This is a genomic window from Arthrobacter sp. P1_B9 (genome assembly GCF_056406495.1).
In genome coordinates, this window is sequence record NZ_JBFUAA010000018.1 from 32,226 (window position 1) to 46,583 (window position 14,358).

The 14,358-nt window shown below is 67.5% G+C and carries 16 protein-coding genes; 11 read left to right on the plus strand and 5 right to left on the minus strand.

The window, feature by feature from the left end; all coding sequences use genetic code 11:
* Nucleotide 1: 1 nt before the first annotated feature.
* The 4 genes from AC1D1A_RS19145 to AC1D1A_RS19160 all read right to left on the minus strand — a co-directional run bounded on the left by AC1D1A_RS19145 (nt 2) and on the right by AC1D1A_RS19160 (nt 3,901).
* Nucleotides 2-1,285, minus strand: coding sequence for a pseudouridine synthase (locus AC1D1A_RS19145; protein WP_476948464.1), 1,284 nt, complete (start codon nt 1,283-1,285; stop codon nt 2-4).
* A 110-nt stretch (nt 1,286-1,395) separates the two neighbouring features.
* A complete protein-coding gene (gene scpB / locus AC1D1A_RS19150; protein ID WP_476948465.1) occupies nt 1,396-2,082 on the minus strand; it encodes an SMC-Scp complex subunit ScpB in 687 nt (228 codons plus the stop codon).
* A complete protein-coding gene (locus tag AC1D1A_RS19155) occupies nt 2,079-2,957 on the minus strand; it encodes a segregation and condensation protein A (protein ID WP_476948466.1) in 879 nt (292 codons plus the stop codon). The genes scpB and AC1D1A_RS19155 overlap by 4 nt, the downstream gene beginning before the upstream one ends.
* A gap of 44 nt (nt 2,958-3,001) precedes the next feature.
* Entirely contained in the window at nt 3,002-3,901 is a 900-nt protein-coding gene (locus AC1D1A_RS19160) for a ParA family protein (RefSeq protein ID WP_018772307.1), read from the minus strand.
* Nucleotides 3,902-4,257: 356 nt separating this feature from the next.
* Between AC1D1A_RS19160 and AC1D1A_RS19165 the strand changes: the two genes are divergently transcribed.
* The 11 genes from AC1D1A_RS19165 to AC1D1A_RS19215 are packed head-to-tail and all read left to right on the plus strand — an operon-like array spanning nt 4,258 to nt 13,327.
* On the plus strand, nt 4,258-4,587 hold the full coding sequence (locus tag AC1D1A_RS19165; protein ID WP_028275916.1) for a hydrogenase maturation nickel metallochaperone HypA/HybF: 330 nt from the start codon (nt 4,258-4,260) through the stop codon (nt 4,585-4,587).
* Between the two features lie 2 nt (nt 4,588-4,589).
* Entirely contained in the window at nt 4,590-5,510 is a 921-nt protein-coding gene (gene hypB / locus AC1D1A_RS19170) for a hydrogenase nickel incorporation protein HypB (RefSeq protein WP_476948467.1), read from the plus strand.
* A 55-nt stretch (nt 5,511-5,565) separates the two neighbouring features.
* Nucleotides 5,566-6,624, plus strand: coding sequence for an NADH-quinone oxidoreductase subunit B family protein (locus AC1D1A_RS19175; protein ID WP_476850398.1), 1,059 nt, complete (start codon nt 5,566-5,568; stop codon nt 6,622-6,624).
* 25 nt (nt 6,625-6,649) lie between these two features.
* On the plus strand, nt 6,650-8,443 hold the full coding sequence (locus AC1D1A_RS19180) for a nickel-dependent hydrogenase large subunit (protein ID WP_476948468.1): 1,794 nt from the start codon (nt 6,650-6,652) through the stop codon (nt 8,441-8,443).
* Between the two features lie 6 nt (nt 8,444-8,449).
* Nucleotides 8,450-9,424 (plus strand): NifU family protein, encoded by a 975-nt coding sequence (locus tag AC1D1A_RS19185; RefSeq protein WP_476948469.1) that lies wholly within the window; start codon nt 8,450-8,452, stop codon nt 9,422-9,424.
* A 1-nt stretch (nt 9,425) separates the two neighbouring features.
* Nucleotides 9,426-10,220 carry a DUF5947 family protein gene (locus AC1D1A_RS19190; RefSeq protein ID WP_476948470.1) on the plus strand — a complete coding sequence of 265 codons (795 nt, stop codon included), beginning with the start codon at nt 9,426-9,428 and terminating at the stop codon, nt 10,218-10,220.
* Complete coding sequence (locus tag AC1D1A_RS19195) at nt 10,213-10,854, plus strand: DUF6084 family protein (protein WP_476857885.1); 642 nt, start codon at nt 10,213-10,215, stop codon at nt 10,852-10,854. Before AC1D1A_RS19190 ends, AC1D1A_RS19195 begins: the two co-directional genes overlap by 8 nt.
* Nucleotides 10,851-12,359 (plus strand): hypothetical protein, encoded by a 1,509-nt coding sequence (locus AC1D1A_RS19200; protein ID WP_476932328.1) that lies wholly within the window; start codon nt 10,851-10,853, stop codon nt 12,357-12,359. Before AC1D1A_RS19195 ends, AC1D1A_RS19200 begins: the two co-directional genes overlap by 4 nt.
* A complete protein-coding gene (locus AC1D1A_RS19205; RefSeq protein WP_018772298.1) occupies nt 12,356-12,475 on the plus strand; it encodes a DUF6893 family small protein in 120 nt (39 codons plus the stop codon). Before AC1D1A_RS19200 ends, AC1D1A_RS19205 begins: the two co-directional genes overlap by 4 nt.
* Nucleotides 12,472-13,056 (plus strand): hydrogenase maturation protease, encoded by a 585-nt coding sequence (locus tag AC1D1A_RS19210; protein ID WP_476873043.1) that lies wholly within the window; start codon nt 12,472-12,474, stop codon nt 13,054-13,056. Before AC1D1A_RS19205 ends, AC1D1A_RS19210 begins: the two co-directional genes overlap by 4 nt.
* Nucleotides 13,057-13,069: 13 nt before the next feature.
* Nucleotides 13,070-13,327 (plus strand): HypC/HybG/HupF family hydrogenase formation chaperone, encoded by a 258-nt coding sequence (locus AC1D1A_RS19215; protein WP_230008283.1) that lies wholly within the window; start codon nt 13,070-13,072, stop codon nt 13,325-13,327.
* A 69-nt stretch (nt 13,328-13,396) separates the two neighbouring features.
* On the opposite strand, the gene AC1D1A_RS19220 is transcribed toward AC1D1A_RS19215, so the two are convergent.
* A complete protein-coding gene (locus tag AC1D1A_RS19220; protein ID WP_230008282.1) occupies nt 13,397-14,167 on the minus strand; it encodes a DUF6390 family protein in 771 nt (256 codons plus the stop codon).
* Nucleotides 14,168-14,358: the final 191 nt, after the last annotated feature.

Genomic DNA, 14,358 nt, shown 5'->3' on the forward strand with positions numbered 1-14,358 from the left:
CTTACAGCCCCACGGAGGCCAGCAGGTGGCCGACTTCCTGCTTGCCGAGGTTGCGGATGCTGCCCTGGCGCTGGTCGCCGAGCCCGATGGGGCCGACCTTGACGCGCACCAGGCGCAGCACGGGGAAGCCGACGGCGTCGAACATGCGCCGGACGATGCGGTTCTTGCCCGAGTGCAGCACGACCTCGATCAGCACGTGGCCCGGGGTCGAGTCGACGAGCTTGAAGGAGTCCACCGAGGCGATGCCGTCCTCGAGTTCGACGCCGCCCTTGAGTTCGGCGCCCACGCCCTGCGGGAAGGGCCCGCGGACCTGCACGAGGTAGGTCTTGGGCACTTCATAGGACGGGTGCGTCAGGCGGTTGGCGAGCTCGCCGTCGTTCGTCAGCAGCAGCAGCCCTTCGGTGGCGACGTCAAGCCGGCCCACGTGGAAGAGGCGTTCGCCGTGGTGGTTGCGGACAAAGTCGCTGATGCACGGGCGGCCGTCCGGGTCCTCCATGGTGGAGACAACGCCCTTGGGCTTGTTGAAGACCATGTAGACCATGTTCTCGTCCAGCTGGATGCGCAGTCCGTCGACGTGGATCACTGCCGTCTTCGGGTCGACGCGCACGCCGAGTTCGGTGACCACCTGGCCGTCGACCTCGACGCGGCCCTCGGCGATCATTTCCTCGCAGACCCGCCGTGAGGCGACGCCGGCGGAAGCCATGACCTTCTGGAGGCGGGTGCCGTCGGCGTCGTGCAGCTCAGACTGCGGCACCTCGGCTCGGGGTCCGCGCTTGCGGGCCGGCTTGCGCACGGGCCCGAGGTTCTGGCCGAAGCGTTCACTGCCGAAGACGCGGGAACCGGTGGCCTTGGCCGCTCCGGCGCCGACGCGCGGCTTGGGCTTGAGGGCGCCGGGAGTGCCGGGGGCCTTGCCGAAGCCGGGTTTGCGGGCTGCTGCCTTGCGGGCTGCCTCCTTGCCGGAAGGCGCTTTCGACTTCCAGTCAGCGGAAGCCGGGCGGGCGGCCGTCGGCGCGCCGTCCGGACCCTGCAGGTCCGGATCGATGAAGGCCTCTTCGCGAGGCTTGGGGTGCTTGAAGGGGCGGTCTCCGCCGCCCTTGTAGCCGGCTCCGCCGCTGCGGCCGGCGCCGGCTTGGGAGCTGCGGCCTGCGCCGCCCTTGTAGTCGGCTCCGCCGCTGCGGCCCGAACCGCCCTGTGCGCCGCGGCCTGAGCCTTGCGCTGAGTTTTGTCCGGCACTGTTACGTCCCGAACTGTTACGTGGTGAACCCTGGCGTCCCGCCTGTGTCATGACCCGTCCTTCGTTTGTTGGCCGACGGCCGCTGTCTCCCGACAACACCCGCCGACTGGGCAAAATGATTCTGCCCTAGTGGATACTCGTGCGCAGGCAGTTGTTCCTGCCTACATTCTTCCAGCGTCGTAAAACTCTTCGATGCCTTCAAGCCCCGGAAGGTGGGGTGAAAGCTGTGGCAATTCCGCCACCGAGCCGATTCCCATTCGCTCCAGGAAATACGACGTCGTGCGGTACAGGATTGCTCCGGAATCAGGATCGGTTCCCGAGTCCTCGATCAGCCCCCGCTGCGTCAGCGTCCGCACGACAGAGTCAACGTTGACTCCTCGAATTGCAGACACCCGCGCCCTAGATACGGGCTGGCGGTAAGCGATGACGGCGAGCGTTTCGAGCGCCGCCTGCGTCAGCCTGGCCGTCTGTCCTTCCAGCACGAATTCCCCAACGATCTCGGCGAATTCAGCGCGGGAATAGATCCGCCAGCCTCCGGCGATATTCCGCAATTCAAAACCCCGGGCGGTGGCGCTGAAGCCGTTCAAACTGGCATCGTCCACATCCGGGGCATTAACAGTATAACCGTTATACTCCCGCTGCAGTTCAGCCAGCAGGGTCTCGACGACGTCGACCGTCAGGTTCAGTCCGGCTGCCAGGGCCTGGGCCGTGGCCGGTTCGTCGATCACCATCAGGACCGCTTCGAGGGCCGCGCAGGCACCCCCTGGCAGGCTCGCGACGTCCGGCCGCGCGTCTGTCCCGGCGTCCGGCCCGGCCTCGCGGGCAGCGTCAGGGAGTCGTTCGTTCACAGTTGGTCCTCGTATTCTTCACTCAGGTTTTCGCTGCTCCACCCCTGGGTATCGGCCGTCCAGTGCACCGTCAGTTCCCCCAGCGGCAGCAGCTGGTCAAAGCCCACTGCCCGGTCGCGGAACAGCTCCAGCAACGCCAGGAACCGCGCCACCACCACCAGCGTGGATTCGGCGTCGGCGATCAGGGCCCGGAAGCTCAGCGGCGTGCCCAGCCGCAGCCGGTTCCCCAGCAGCTCGGCCTGGTCCTTGACGCTGACGGGCGCGCCGTGCAGGTGCGCGAGGCCTACTTCGGTGGGGGCTGCCTCCTTGGGTTTGAGGGCCGCCTCGGCCAGGGAGGCGAACTGGGCAGGGGTGTGCCGCCACAGCAGTTCCGGAAGCAGGGCAGCGAAGTGTCCCTCAAGGGCAACCTGCCGGGGATAGCGCCGGGCCTCAAGCTCGAGTGTGGAGCCGATCATGCCGGCCACCTGCTTGAACGCCTTGTACTGCAGCAGCCGGGCGAACAGGAGGTCCCGGGCCTCCAGCAGGGCAATGTCCTCATCGTCCTCAACCTCGCCCGCGGGCAGCAGCCGGGCCGCCTTGAGGTCCAGGAGGGTGGCCGCAATCACCAGGAATTCGCTGGCCTCATCCAGGGCCCACTCCTCCCCCAGCTGCTGCAGGCCCCTGATGTACTTGATGAATTCGTCAGTGACCGTGGACAGCGCCACCTCGGTGATGTCCAGCTGGTGCTTGGAGATCAGGCCGAGCAGGAGATCGAACGGGCCGGTGAAGTTGGCCAGCCGCACTTCGAATCCGGGCTTTTTGACGCCCTGTTCTGCTGGGTCCTCCGGCCGCGCGGCCCGCGCGGATTCCGCGCGCGTGTCGAGCTCCGCAGGCATGTCGAGATTCGCTGGCGGAGAAAAGGCGCCTGCCACGACCCTGGCTAGGGCGCGCCGCCGCGCGAGATCAGCTCTTTGGCCAGGCGGCGGTAGGCGTCGGCACCGACGTGGTTGCCCGCGTAGGTTGTGATGGGCTCGGCCGCGACCGTGGCGTCGGCAAATTTGATCGAGCGCTTGATGACGGTTTCGAAGACCTTGTCGCCAAAGGCCTCCACGAGGCGGGCGATCACCTCGCGGCCGTGCAGGGTCCGGGCGTCGTACATCGTGGCGAGCACGCCGTCGACCTGCAGGCGCGGGTTGAGGCGGTCTTGGACCTTGTCGATGGTTTCCACGAGCAGCGCCACGGCGCGCAGGGCAAAGAATTCACAGATCAGCGGGATGATGACCCCATGGGCGGCGGTCAGCGCGTTGACGGTGAGCAGGCCGAGCGAGGGCTGGCAATCGATCAGGACGACGTCGTAGTCGTCCTCGACCTTTTTCAAGGCCCGGTCCAGCACCTGTTCGCGGGCCACTTCATTGACCAGCTGCACCTCGGCGGCGGAAAGGTCGATGTTGGCCGGGAGCAGATCCACGTTTTCCACGCCGGTCTTCTGGATGGCGTCGCGGATGTCCACCTTGCGGTCCATCAGCACGTTGTACACGGTGAGGTCGAGCTCGTGAGGATTGGTGCCCAGGCCGGCGGACAGGGCACCCTGCGGATCGAAGTCGACCAGGAGCACGCGGCGGCCATATTCGGCCAGGGCGGCGGCGAGGTTGATCGTGGACGTGGTTTTGCCCACCCCGCCCTTCTGGTTCACCATGGCGATGACCCGCGCAGGACCGTGGGAGGACAGCGGCGCGGGCTCCGGAAAGTCGCGTTGGGGCCGCCCGGTGGGGCCCATGACGGCGTCTTCCAGATCGAGTTCGGTGCCTTCCAGAGTTGCTGAACCCTGTTCGCTGCTCACGTATCTATCCACACTTTCGATGACGGTGATTGTCGTGCTTCATTTTGCCGCCTCCGGGCTCCCGGAGCCCAGCGCGTTCCTCCCAAGGTTACAGCGCCCGACACGGTATTCGCCGGACCTTGACACTGCGCCGGAGGCTGTGCCTTGACGTTCGGGTTGAAGTCGAAGGTTGCCACCGGGCTGTCACGGCAGCCCGGGCGTGCCGGCAGACAGGCCCGGAGGGACACCAAGGGGGACGCCCGCAGGCGCGCCGGGAGCGGTGAAGCAGGCGGCCGGTTCCGGCCTCCGGCGGCCCCGGACATATTGAAGTTTGTACCCCGCAGGCCTACATTGAAACGACGAGGTGGCAGCGGCTCATGCACGAACTTTCGATCACGCAAAGTCTTGTGGAGGCGGTCCTGGACCGGACCGGTGGCCGCTCCGTGACGGGCGTCAACCTGCGGATCGGACCCTTGAGCGGCGTCCTCCCGGACGCCGTGCGCTTTTGCTTCGAAGTCGTTTCAGCTGACACGCCGCTGGCCGGGGCAACCCTGACGATCGATGAATCCGAGGGCCGGGCCAGATGCCGCAGCTGCCGCGACGAGTTCGTCCTTGAGGACATGTTTCTGCTCTGCCCCTGTGGCAGTGCCGATGTCGAAGTCGTCAGTGGCCGGGAGCTCCTGGTCACCTCGGTGGAGGTTGCGTAGACATGTGTGYGACGTGCGGATGCGGCGACGACGCCGGCACCAGAGTTTCGGATCTCGACGGCACTGTGCACGACATCTTGCCCGCTGCTGCGGCCCCGCACGAACATCCGCATCCGCACGATCACGGCCATCCCCACGATCACGATCACGATCATGATCACGGCCATCAGCATCCCCAATCCCCCGGGACAGCCGACGCCGGGCACAGCCCCGCGGCGGAGGGACGGACCCTCATCTCCCTGGAGGAGAACCTGCTCGCCAAGAACGACCTCCTGGCCGCACGGAACCGGGGTTGGCTGGAAGGACGCGGCATCCAGGCCTTCAATGTCATGAGTTCCCCAGGGGCCGGCAAGACCACGCTCCTGGTCCGGACCATCAGGGAACTTGCCGGTGAGCTGGACATTGGTGTGATCGAAGGGGACCAGGAGACCTCGCTGGACGCCGACCGGATCCGGTCAACCGGGCGGCCGGTGATCCAAATCAACACCGGGGCAGGCTGCCACTTGGATGCCGGGATGCTGCAGCGGGCGCTGGGCGCGCTGGATCCAGTCCCCGGATCGACACTCTTCATCGAAAACGTGGGCAACCTGGTGTGCCCGGCATTGTTCGACCTCGGCGAATCGGCCCGGGTCGTCGTGATCTCAGTTACGGAGGGCGATGACAAACCGCAGAAATACCCCCACATGTTCCTGGCCGCCGACCTGGTGATCATCAACAAAGCAGACCTGCTCCCCTATGTGGAGTTCGACGTCGAGCGATGCGTGCGCCAGGCGCGCCTGCTGAATCCCGGCGTCGACGTCCTGACCCTGTCAGCTACCACCGGCGACGGCATGGACGGCTGGCTGGAGTGGATCCGGAAGAATCCCCACCCGGCGGCGGCTGCCGCCGGGAGTGCGCCGCGCTCTGGCGGACTACGCGTTTGACCGTTGACGCAACATTCGAGCCGCGGCCACAGGGCGGGCTCCGAAGGAGGCAACGATGCCTACAGCTACTGCATTGAAAGCGGAAGAAACCTTGATCCACGTCCTGTGGATCAATGCCGGACTCAGTTGCGACGGTGACTCCGTGGCCCTGACGGCGGCAACCCAGCCAAGCGTCGAGGAGATAGCCCTTGGGGCGCTTCCCGGACTACCCAAGATTGCCATGCACTGGCCGCTGATCGACTTCGAATGCGGCCCGCAGCAAGGCGCCGACGACTTCCTCGAGTGGTTCCGCAAGGCGGACCGCGGCGAGCTGGAGCCGTTTGTGCTGGTGGTGGAGGGGTCCATCCCGAATGAAAAGCTGCACGCCGCGGGCGGCTACTGGGCAGCCTTCGGCAACAACCTCGACACCGGACAGCCGATCACCACCAGCGAGTGGCTGGACCGGCTGGCGCCCAAGGCGACGGCGATCATCGCCGCCGGGACCTGTGCGACCTACGGCGGCATCCATGCCATGGCCGGAAACCCTACCGGCGCCATGGGGGTGCCCGACTATCTCGGGTATGACTGGCGCTCCAAAGCCGGGATCCCGATCGTGTGCGTCCCGGGCTGCCCCATCCAGCCGGACAACCTTTCCGAAACCATGACGTACCTGCTGTATCAGGCCACCGGACAGGCCCCCATGATTCCCCTGGATGAGGCGCTCCGGCCGACCTGGCTGTTTGGCCAGACGGTGCACGAGGGATGCGACCGCGCGGGGTACTACGAACAGGGCGACTTCGCCACCGAATACGGGTCCCCGAAGTGCATTGTCAAGCTCGGCTGCTGGGGGCCGGTGGTCAAGTGCAACGTGCCCAAACGCGGCTGGATGAACGGAATCGGCGGCTGCCCCAACGTGGGCGGCATCTGCATCGGTTGCACCATGCCGGGCTTCCCGGACAAATTCATGCCGTTCATGGACGAACCTCCCGGCGGCAAGCTGTCGACCGCCTCGATCATGCCGTACGGCAAGACCATCAGGACACTGCGGAACATCACGAAGCACACGCTGGACCAGGAACCCCGCTGGCGCAAACCCGGTAATGATCTGCTGACCGGCGCCAAGCGGACCTGGTAGGGACGCTAGGCAGAGAGGCAATGCAATGACTTCGACGATTCCGATGCCCTCAGCGGACGGTACCGCGGGCGAGAACCTGGTAGAGATGGCCTGGGACCCGATCACAAGGATCGTCGGCAGCCTCGGCATCTACACCAAGGTCGATTTCAAGAACAACCAAGTGGTGGAATGCCACAGCACGTCCTCGATTTTCCGCGGCTATTCCATCTTCATGCGCGGCAAGGACCCCCGGGACGCACACTTCATCACGAGCCGGATCTGCGGAATCTGTGGCGACAACCACGCCACCTGTTCCTGTTACGCGCAGAACATGGCCTACGGCGTGAAGCCGCCCCACCTCGGCGAATGGATCGTCAACCTGGGCGAGGCTGCCGAGTACATGTTTGACCACAACATCTTCCAGGAGAACCTGGTCGGCGTGGACTACTGCGAGAAGATGGTCTCCGAAACCAACCCGTCGGTGCTGGCCAAAGCCGAGAACACGCCGGCCCCGCAGGCCGCTGAGCACGGCTACCGCACCATCGCGGACATCATGCGCTCGCTGAATCCGTTTACCGGGGAGTTCTACCGCGAGGCACTGCAAGTGAGCCGGATGACCCGGGAAATGTTCTGCCTGATGGAGGGCCGGCACGTCCATCCCTCCACGCTTTACCCCGGCGGCGTGGGCACCGTGGCGACGATCCAGCTGATGACGGACTACATCACCCGGCTCATGCGGTACGTGGAGTTCATGAAGAAGGTCGTGCCGATGCACGATGACCTCTTCGACTTCTTCTATGCGGCCCTGCCCGGGTACGAGCAGGTGGGGCTGCGGCGCACCCTGCTGGGCTGCTGGGGGTCCTTCCAGGACCCGGAGTTCTGCAATTTCGCCTACAAGGACATGACGGAGTGGGGCCGGAAGATGTTCGTCACCCCCGGCGTCGTGGTGGACGGCAAACTCGTGACCACGGATCTGGTGCGCATCAACCTGGGGATCCGGATCATGCTGGGCTCGTCCTACTACGAGGACTGGGGCGACCAGGAAATGTTCGTCACCCGCGACCCGCTGGGCAACCCGGTGGACCGCCGGCACCCCTGGAACCAGCACACCAACCCGCGGCCGCAGAAGCGCGACCTCGAGGACAAGTACAGCTGGGTGATGTCACCGCGGTGGAATGACGGCGAAAGCAACCTGGCGCTGGATACCGGCGGCGGCCCGCTGGCCCGGCTCTGGTCGACCGCCCTTGCCGGCTTAGTCGACACCGGCTACCTCAAGTCAACGGGCAGCAGCGTCCAGATCGAGCTGCCCAAGACTGCGCTGAAGGGCCCGGTGACCCTGGAATGGAAGATCCCGCAGTGGAGCAACACGCTGGAGCGGAACCGCGCCCGGACCTATTTCCAGGCCTACGCGGCGGCCGCCGCCCTGCACTTCGCTGAAAAGGCGCTCGAGGAAATCCGGGCCGGCCGCACCAAGACGTGGGAGTCCTTCGAGGTGCCGGAGGAAGCCATCAGCTGCGGCTTCACCGAAGCCGTCCGCGGCGTACTCTCGCACCACATGGTGATCCGCGACGGCAAGATCGCCAACTACCATCCCTATCCGCCGACGCCGTGGAACGCCAGCCCGCGCGACTCCGAGGGAACACCGGGCCCGTATGAGGACGCGGTGCAGGGCCAGCCCATCTTCGAGGAGAACGACCGCGACCATTTCAAGGGCATCGACATCATGCGCACCGTCCGCAGCTTTGACCCCTGCCTGCCGTGCGGCGTCCACATGTATCTCGGCGACGGGCAGACGCTGGACTTGCTGCACTCCCCCACGCAGTCGCTCACCGGTGAGTAGCCCGCCATGGACCGGGAGAATCTGTTGGGCTCGGCCGGTGAACGGATCAGTTCCCTCCTGGACGCGCTGGGCTCGGGCGGTCCGGTGGCCCGGGACCGGGCGGAAGAACTGGTCCGGCAGGTGACGGAACTGTACGGTGCCGGGCTGGAACGGATCCTGCACGTGCTCGATTCGCAGGGTGCGCTCGGGCCCGGAACGCTGTCCGCCCTCACGTCCGACCCGTTGGTGTCGGGCCTGCTCCTGATCCACGGGCTGCACCCCGTGGACCTGCCCGGCAGGATTGCCGGCGCCCTGGACTCGGTCCGGCCCTACCTCGGCTCGCACGGCGGCGATGTGGAACTGCTCGGCATCAGCGAAGAAGGCGTCGTCCGGCTGAGGCTGCTGGGCAGCTGCCAGGGCTGTCCGTCGTCGTCGGTGACGCTCAAGCTCGCCGTCGAGGACGCGATCGAATCTGCGGCGCCCGAGGTGACCGGCATCGAAGTGGAGGAAGCGGCCCCCGCCGCCGTTCCCGCCCTCATCCCGGTCGGCGCCCTGCGCTCGCGGCTGGACGGGCTGGGCGGCCCGCCCGACGGCGGCATTCGCAGTGCCGCGCCGGACTGGGCGGTCCCCGACTCCGGCACACCGGCCCCAGGCACGTGGCAGGCGGTCCCGGCCCTCGCTGAGCTGGAGACCGGAGCCGTGGCCGGCTTCCTGGTGGCGGGCGTGGACGTGCTCACGTGCCGGATCGGCCCGGACATCTACGCGTTTGTGGACCGCTGCCCGCGGTGCACCCACACCATGCCGGGCGCCTCGCTGCAGCGGGCGCTGGCCGCCCCGGTGGGCGGGGGGCTGTTGCGCTGCCCGCACTGCCGCAGCCACTTCGACGTCCGGAAGGCCGGGGCCTGCCTCGAGGACAAGGGGCTGCATCTTGATCCCCTTCCGCTGCTGCTCCGCGACGGGGTTCCCTCCGTGGCCGTCCCCACCACCGCGGACCCTCTGTGAGATGCCGGCACATGAATTCCGCGGCACGGGAACGGAGCAGGGCATGACGGCGACGCCGGGAACCGGGAGTCAGCCGCCCGGCAGCGCCGGAAACAACAGCGCCCGAAACAACAGCGCCGGAAACAACAGGGCCGGAAACAGCGCGTCGGCGCTGGCCGTGCTCCGCCGGATAACGTCCACCCGCCCGGCCCAGCCTGCCGGCGAGCGCTGCGAGATGTGCGCGGAGCCCATCCCGGAAGTCCACCAGCACGTGGTGGATCTGGAGGGCCGCTCCCTGCTGTGCACGTGCCGGCCCTGCTATCTGCTGTTCACGGACTCGTCGGCCCATCTGCGCTACCGCTCCGTCCCTGACCGCTACCTCTCATTCGAACCCTTCGAGCTCGGCCAGGCCCAGTGGGACGAGCTGGAAATCCCGGTGGGGCTGGCATTCTTCTTCTTCAACTCGACTCTTGGCCTGACGGCCGCTTTCTACCCGAGCCCCGCGGGCGCCACGGAGTCCGAACTTCCCCTGGCTGCCTGGGCGTTGGTCGAGGCGGCCAACCCGGCCATCACCGTGCTCGCCCCCGACACGGAAGCCCTGCTGATCCGCGCCCCCGGCCCGGACCGGGACCGGGCGGACTGCCACCTGGTCCCCATCGATGCGTGCTACGAGCTGGTGGGCCGCCTGCGGCGGGTATGGAAAGGCTTCGACGGCGGCCAGGAGTCCCGCCAGGAGCTCGCGGGATTCTTCGACCGGATCAGCCGCCGCAGCAGGCCGGGCGCCCCCGCGGCAGACTTGGAGGGACGCCATGGTTGAGCTCGAATTCAGTGTGCTGGACATCGCCCCGGAGCCCTACGCGGCCGCACCCCAGCTGACCGCGCGCCTGCGGATCCAGGAGAAGAGTGGCGCCGCCGTCCATGCCATGGCCCTGCGGTGCCAGGTGCGGATCCTGGCCCAGCGCCGCGGCTACGATGCCGACGAGGAAGCCGGGCTGCTGGAACTCTTCGGCACCCGCGGACGGTGGCCCACCACACTCAAGCCCTTCATCTGGATGCACAGCGGCGTCCTGGTCCAGGGATTTGCGGACAGTGCCGACGTTGACCTGCCGCTGCCCTGCACGTTCGACTTCGACGTCGCAGCGGCAAAATACCTGAACTCCCTGCGGGACGGGACGGTCCCGCTGGAGTTCCTCTTCTCCGGGACGGTCTTCACGCGCGGCGCGGCGGGCTTCGGCGTCGAGCAGATTCCCTGGGACCGGGAAACCCGGTACGCCCTGCCCGTGGCGGCCTGGCGCTCGCTGATGGACGCATTCTTCCCGAACCAGGGATGGATCCGCCTGGACCGCGACGTCCTCGCGGCCCTGGCCAGGTACAAGGCGGTCCACGGCTTGATTTCCTGGGAGGCCGCTATCGAGGGGCTGCTGGCCGGGGCGGGCGACCCGGTGCCGTGAACACCGGACTCAGCCTGGCCCGCGCCGTCGCCGACGCCGTCCTCTACGAGGGATACCTCCTGTACCCCTACCGCGCCTCGTCCGCCAAGAACCAGGCCCGCTGGCAGTTCGGCGTGCTCGGGCCGCCGGGCGCGGCTGAATCCGGTGCCGGCGAAGCGCCGGACATGGCAGCGGATTGCCTCCTCGAGCCGGGACCCGCGGCCCGGGTCGACGTGCACCTGCGCTTCCTGCACCTCCAGAGACGGTCCGCCGAACGCGCGGATGACGGCGGATTCACGCCCGTCGACGAACTCACCGTCGGCGCCTCCCGGTGGCTTAGCTGGGACGAGGCAACGGATCAGGAGATCACCCTCGGGCCGTACAGCCTCGGCCAGCTTGCCGCCGGCGTGTCCGCGCCGGTGAACGTGCCGGCGAACGAGGACATCGAGCCCGTGCTGGATTCCGCCGGCGCCATTGCCGGCCGGCTTGTGCGCCGGCGGCGGGAGCTTCGTGGCGAGGTGCGCCTGCTGGCGGCGCAAGTGGTGGCGCCGGGGCAGGCCGCCGGAGCAGATGCCGCGGCCGGGCCGGCCCACGGGCCGCTGTGGCGGCTCAGGGTCACGGTGGAGAACACGGCGGCAGCGGCCACCGACACGCGTTCCGCCATCGAGTACTCGTTCATCGGAGCCCATGTCCTGCTCGCCGTCCACGATGCCGACTTCCTGTCGGTGATTGATCCGCCGGGATGGGCAGCGGCGGCGGCCGCTTTGTGCAGCCAGCACCGCTGCTGGCCCGTGCTCGCCGGCCCTGAAGGGCAGCGCGATGTCCTGCTCCTGTCCCCGATCATCCTCTATGACCATCCGGCGGTGGCACCGGAAAGCACCGTGGAACTGTTCGACGCGACGGAGATCGATGAAATCCTGACCTTGCGGGTGCTCACCCTGACCGATGCGGAAAAGGCGGAGGCCCGGTCAACCGATGCCCGGGCCGCGGCGATCATCGAACGCTGCGAAAACATGACGGCAGAGGAGCTCCAGCAGTTGCACGGCATCCTGCGGAACCCGCACGCCGGTGCGCCCCTCGGACCCGGGAGCATCGGAGGCGACGGCTTCCCCGGCCCCGCGGTCCCGGCCTATCCGGAGTTCTCAGTTCCGGAATTCTCGGTTCCGGGCGCCTCCGACGCGGACACCGGCACGCCGTGGTGGGATCCGGCCCGGGACGCCGCCGTGGATCCGGGATCGGACACCGTCTTCATCGACGGCGTCCCGATCTCACGCGGCAGCAGGGTGCGGGTTGTCCCGCTGCGCCGCGCCGACGCCCAGGACCTCTTCTTCGCCGGCAAGTCGGGGCGTGTCACCGGAGTCCACTTCGACGTCGACGGCGGAACGCACGTCGCGGTGGTCCTCGAGGCCGACCCCGCCGCCGAACTGCAGGAGTGGTACGGACGGTATCTGTATTTCGCCCCCGAGGAACTCGTGCCGCTCACCGCGGCGCCGGCCCCGGACAACGGAAAGGAACCATCACCATGAAAGCTCTGGGCATCATGACAGTCGTGCTCTTGCTGGCCGCGGGCCTGGCAGCAGCCGTCGTCGGCCTGCGTTCAATTCCGGACATCAAGCGCTACGTGCGAATGCGGAGCATGTGAGGCCCGGTGTGAGCGGGGTCCTCGTGGCGGGCGTGGGGAACGTGTTCCTTCGCGACGACGGATTTGGGCCGGCCGTCGCCCGCCGGCTGGCCGAGGAGGTGTCCGGCCTGCCCGGCTGGGCGCCGGAGGAGGTCCAGGTGCGGGACTACGGGATCCGCGGGCTGCACCTCGCCTACGATCTTCTGGACGGGGTGGATGCGCTGGTGCTCGTGGATGTGCTCCCGGCCCCGGCGGACGGGAGCGCAGGCGCGGGAACGCTTCGGATCCTGAAGATCCGGGTGGAGGACCTGGAAAGCGGCGGTCCGCTGACGCCGGCCGGCCTGCGGGCCAATCCGGCCTTCGATCCGCATGGCATGGACCCGCTGGCTGTCCTCCGCCGTCTGCGTGTTTTGGGCGGATCGCTGCCGGAGACCTACCTGGTCGGCTGCATCGCGGGGCGAACGGACGAGGGCATGGGACTGTCCGAGGACGTGTCCCGCGCCGTTCCGGCAGCCGTGGAAGCAGTCCGCACCCTGGTCACAGCCCGCATCACGAACGCAGACGCAGCGCCCGCGAGCGCGGCTCCGGATGAAACAGGCTGAGGAGGAACCACGGATGTGTCTGGGAATACCGGGCCGGATCATCGAAGTGATCGACGGCTACAACGGGCAACTCGCCCTCGTGGATGTGGCCGGAGTGGAGCGCAAAATCAACATTGGCCTCCTCGATGACGGCCCCGTGGAGAGCGGCACGTGGGTCCTGATCCACATGGGCTTCGCCCTGGAACGCGTGGACCAGGAAGGCGCCGACCGTGCGATGACGGGACTTGAGCTCATGGGACGGGGCCCGGACCCCACCGACACGGTCCCGTAGCCTTCACTCCCCCACTGAAGGAACTCTCCCACTGAAGGAACTCCCCCACTGAAGGATCTGAAGGCGCCGCTATTCGAGGGCGATCGCTGCGCCGCGGTGCTCCACGCCGGAATTCGCGATCTTGAGGTGGCGCGCAAAGTAGTGCTGGAGCCGGTGGAGCTGGGCGGCCGAGAGCCGGTCGCACACCCAGTCCCAGTGGAGGGACACCATGTCCCCGGGCATGAGGTCAGCGATGAAGCCGGACCCGGCCACGGCGTACTTGGCCGTCTCGATCACCGGTTCCCCCAGCGACAGCGCCATCCCGTCCCACGCCAGGGGCCGCGAGCGCACGAGGGCGCTGTCCGCTTCGACGGCCACCACCTCGCCCCACCGGATGCGGCATTGGTCAAGGACATTCAGGGCCGTGGATGAGCGCCTGTCATCGCGCAAGAGTCCCGTCCACGGATAGATTTCCAGGACGTGGAAGCTGTGATGCGGGACGCCGCCGGCCAGGACCCCTTCCATCAGATGCGGGAACTGATGCCCGGTCCGTGCGCGGAACCGGTCCTCCATGGAATTGCCGATGCTGCGCACACCCACGGAGTCCAGCAGCGTGTTTCCCACCCAGTAGGCCTCCACCACCGCGTAGTCCAGCGGGTCCGGGTTGCCGGTGGCACCTGCGATGAGCTCCAGGTACGGCCAGGCGCCGGCGAACCCCTTCGCAAGTTCGCGCAGGCCCGCGTCGGTCACCCCGGACTGGCCATAGTGCAGCAGCGCGTCGCTGTCAGGCGGCCCGCAGCTGCCCCGCGAATTCGGCGGATACGCGTAGCGGACAAACAGTTGGGCGCCGTTGATTTCCATCCCGTGGCCTCATTTCACAGGGGATATCAGCGAGGCTAGCACCGGCGCCCATCGGCGAACAATGCCCGTCGTGACCGGCATTGACACCCCTGCGCATTCGGCGGATGCTGTGAGGAAATGCCGCACCGGGACCATTGCTGTGGCCGGCGCGGAGCGAATGGCCGTTGCGCGCGGTCCTTCCCGGGAGGTAG

Bases quoted from the DNA above. Each gene is read 5' to 3' on its own strand.
- AC1D1A_RS19145 (WP_476948464.1), bottom strand. From the start codon at position 1,285: ATGACACAGGCGGGACGCCAGGGTTCACCACGTAACAGTTCGGGACGT.
- AC1D1A_RS19155 (WP_476948466.1), bottom strand. From the start codon at position 2,957: ATGCCTGCGGAGCTCGACACGCGCGCGGAATCCGCGCGGGCCGCGCGG.
- AC1D1A_RS19165 (WP_028275916.1), top strand. From the start codon at position 4,258: ATGCACGAACTTTCGATCACGCAAAGTCTTGTGGAGGCGGTCCTGGAC.
- AC1D1A_RS19175 (WP_476850398.1), top strand. From the start codon at position 5,566: ATGCCTACAGCTACTGCATTGAAAGCGGAAGAAACCTTGATCCACGTC.
- AC1D1A_RS19180 (WP_476948468.1), top strand. From the start codon at position 6,650: ATGACTTCGACGATTCCGATGCCCTCAGCGGACGGTACCGCGGGCGAG.
- AC1D1A_RS19185 (WP_476948469.1), top strand. From the start codon at position 8,450: ATGGACCGGGAGAATCTGTTGGGCTCGGCCGGTGAACGGATCAGTTCC.
- AC1D1A_RS19190 (WP_476948470.1), top strand. From the start codon at position 9,426: ATGCCGGCACATGAATTCCGCGGCACGGGAACGGAGCAGGGCATGACG.
- AC1D1A_RS19195 (WP_476857885.1), top strand. From the start codon at position 10,213: ATGGTTGAGCTCGAATTCAGTGTGCTGGACATCGCCCCGGAGCCCTAC.
- AC1D1A_RS19205 (WP_018772298.1), top strand. From the start codon at position 12,356: ATGAAAGCTCTGGGCATCATGACAGTCGTGCTCTTGCTGGCCGCGGGC.
- AC1D1A_RS19215 (WP_230008283.1), top strand. From the start codon at position 13,070: ATGTGTCTGGGAATACCGGGCCGGATCATCGAAGTGATCGACGGCTAC.
- AC1D1A_RS19220 (WP_230008282.1), bottom strand. From the start codon at position 14,167: ATGGAAATCAACGGCGCCCAACTGTTTGTCCGCTACGCGTATCCGCCG.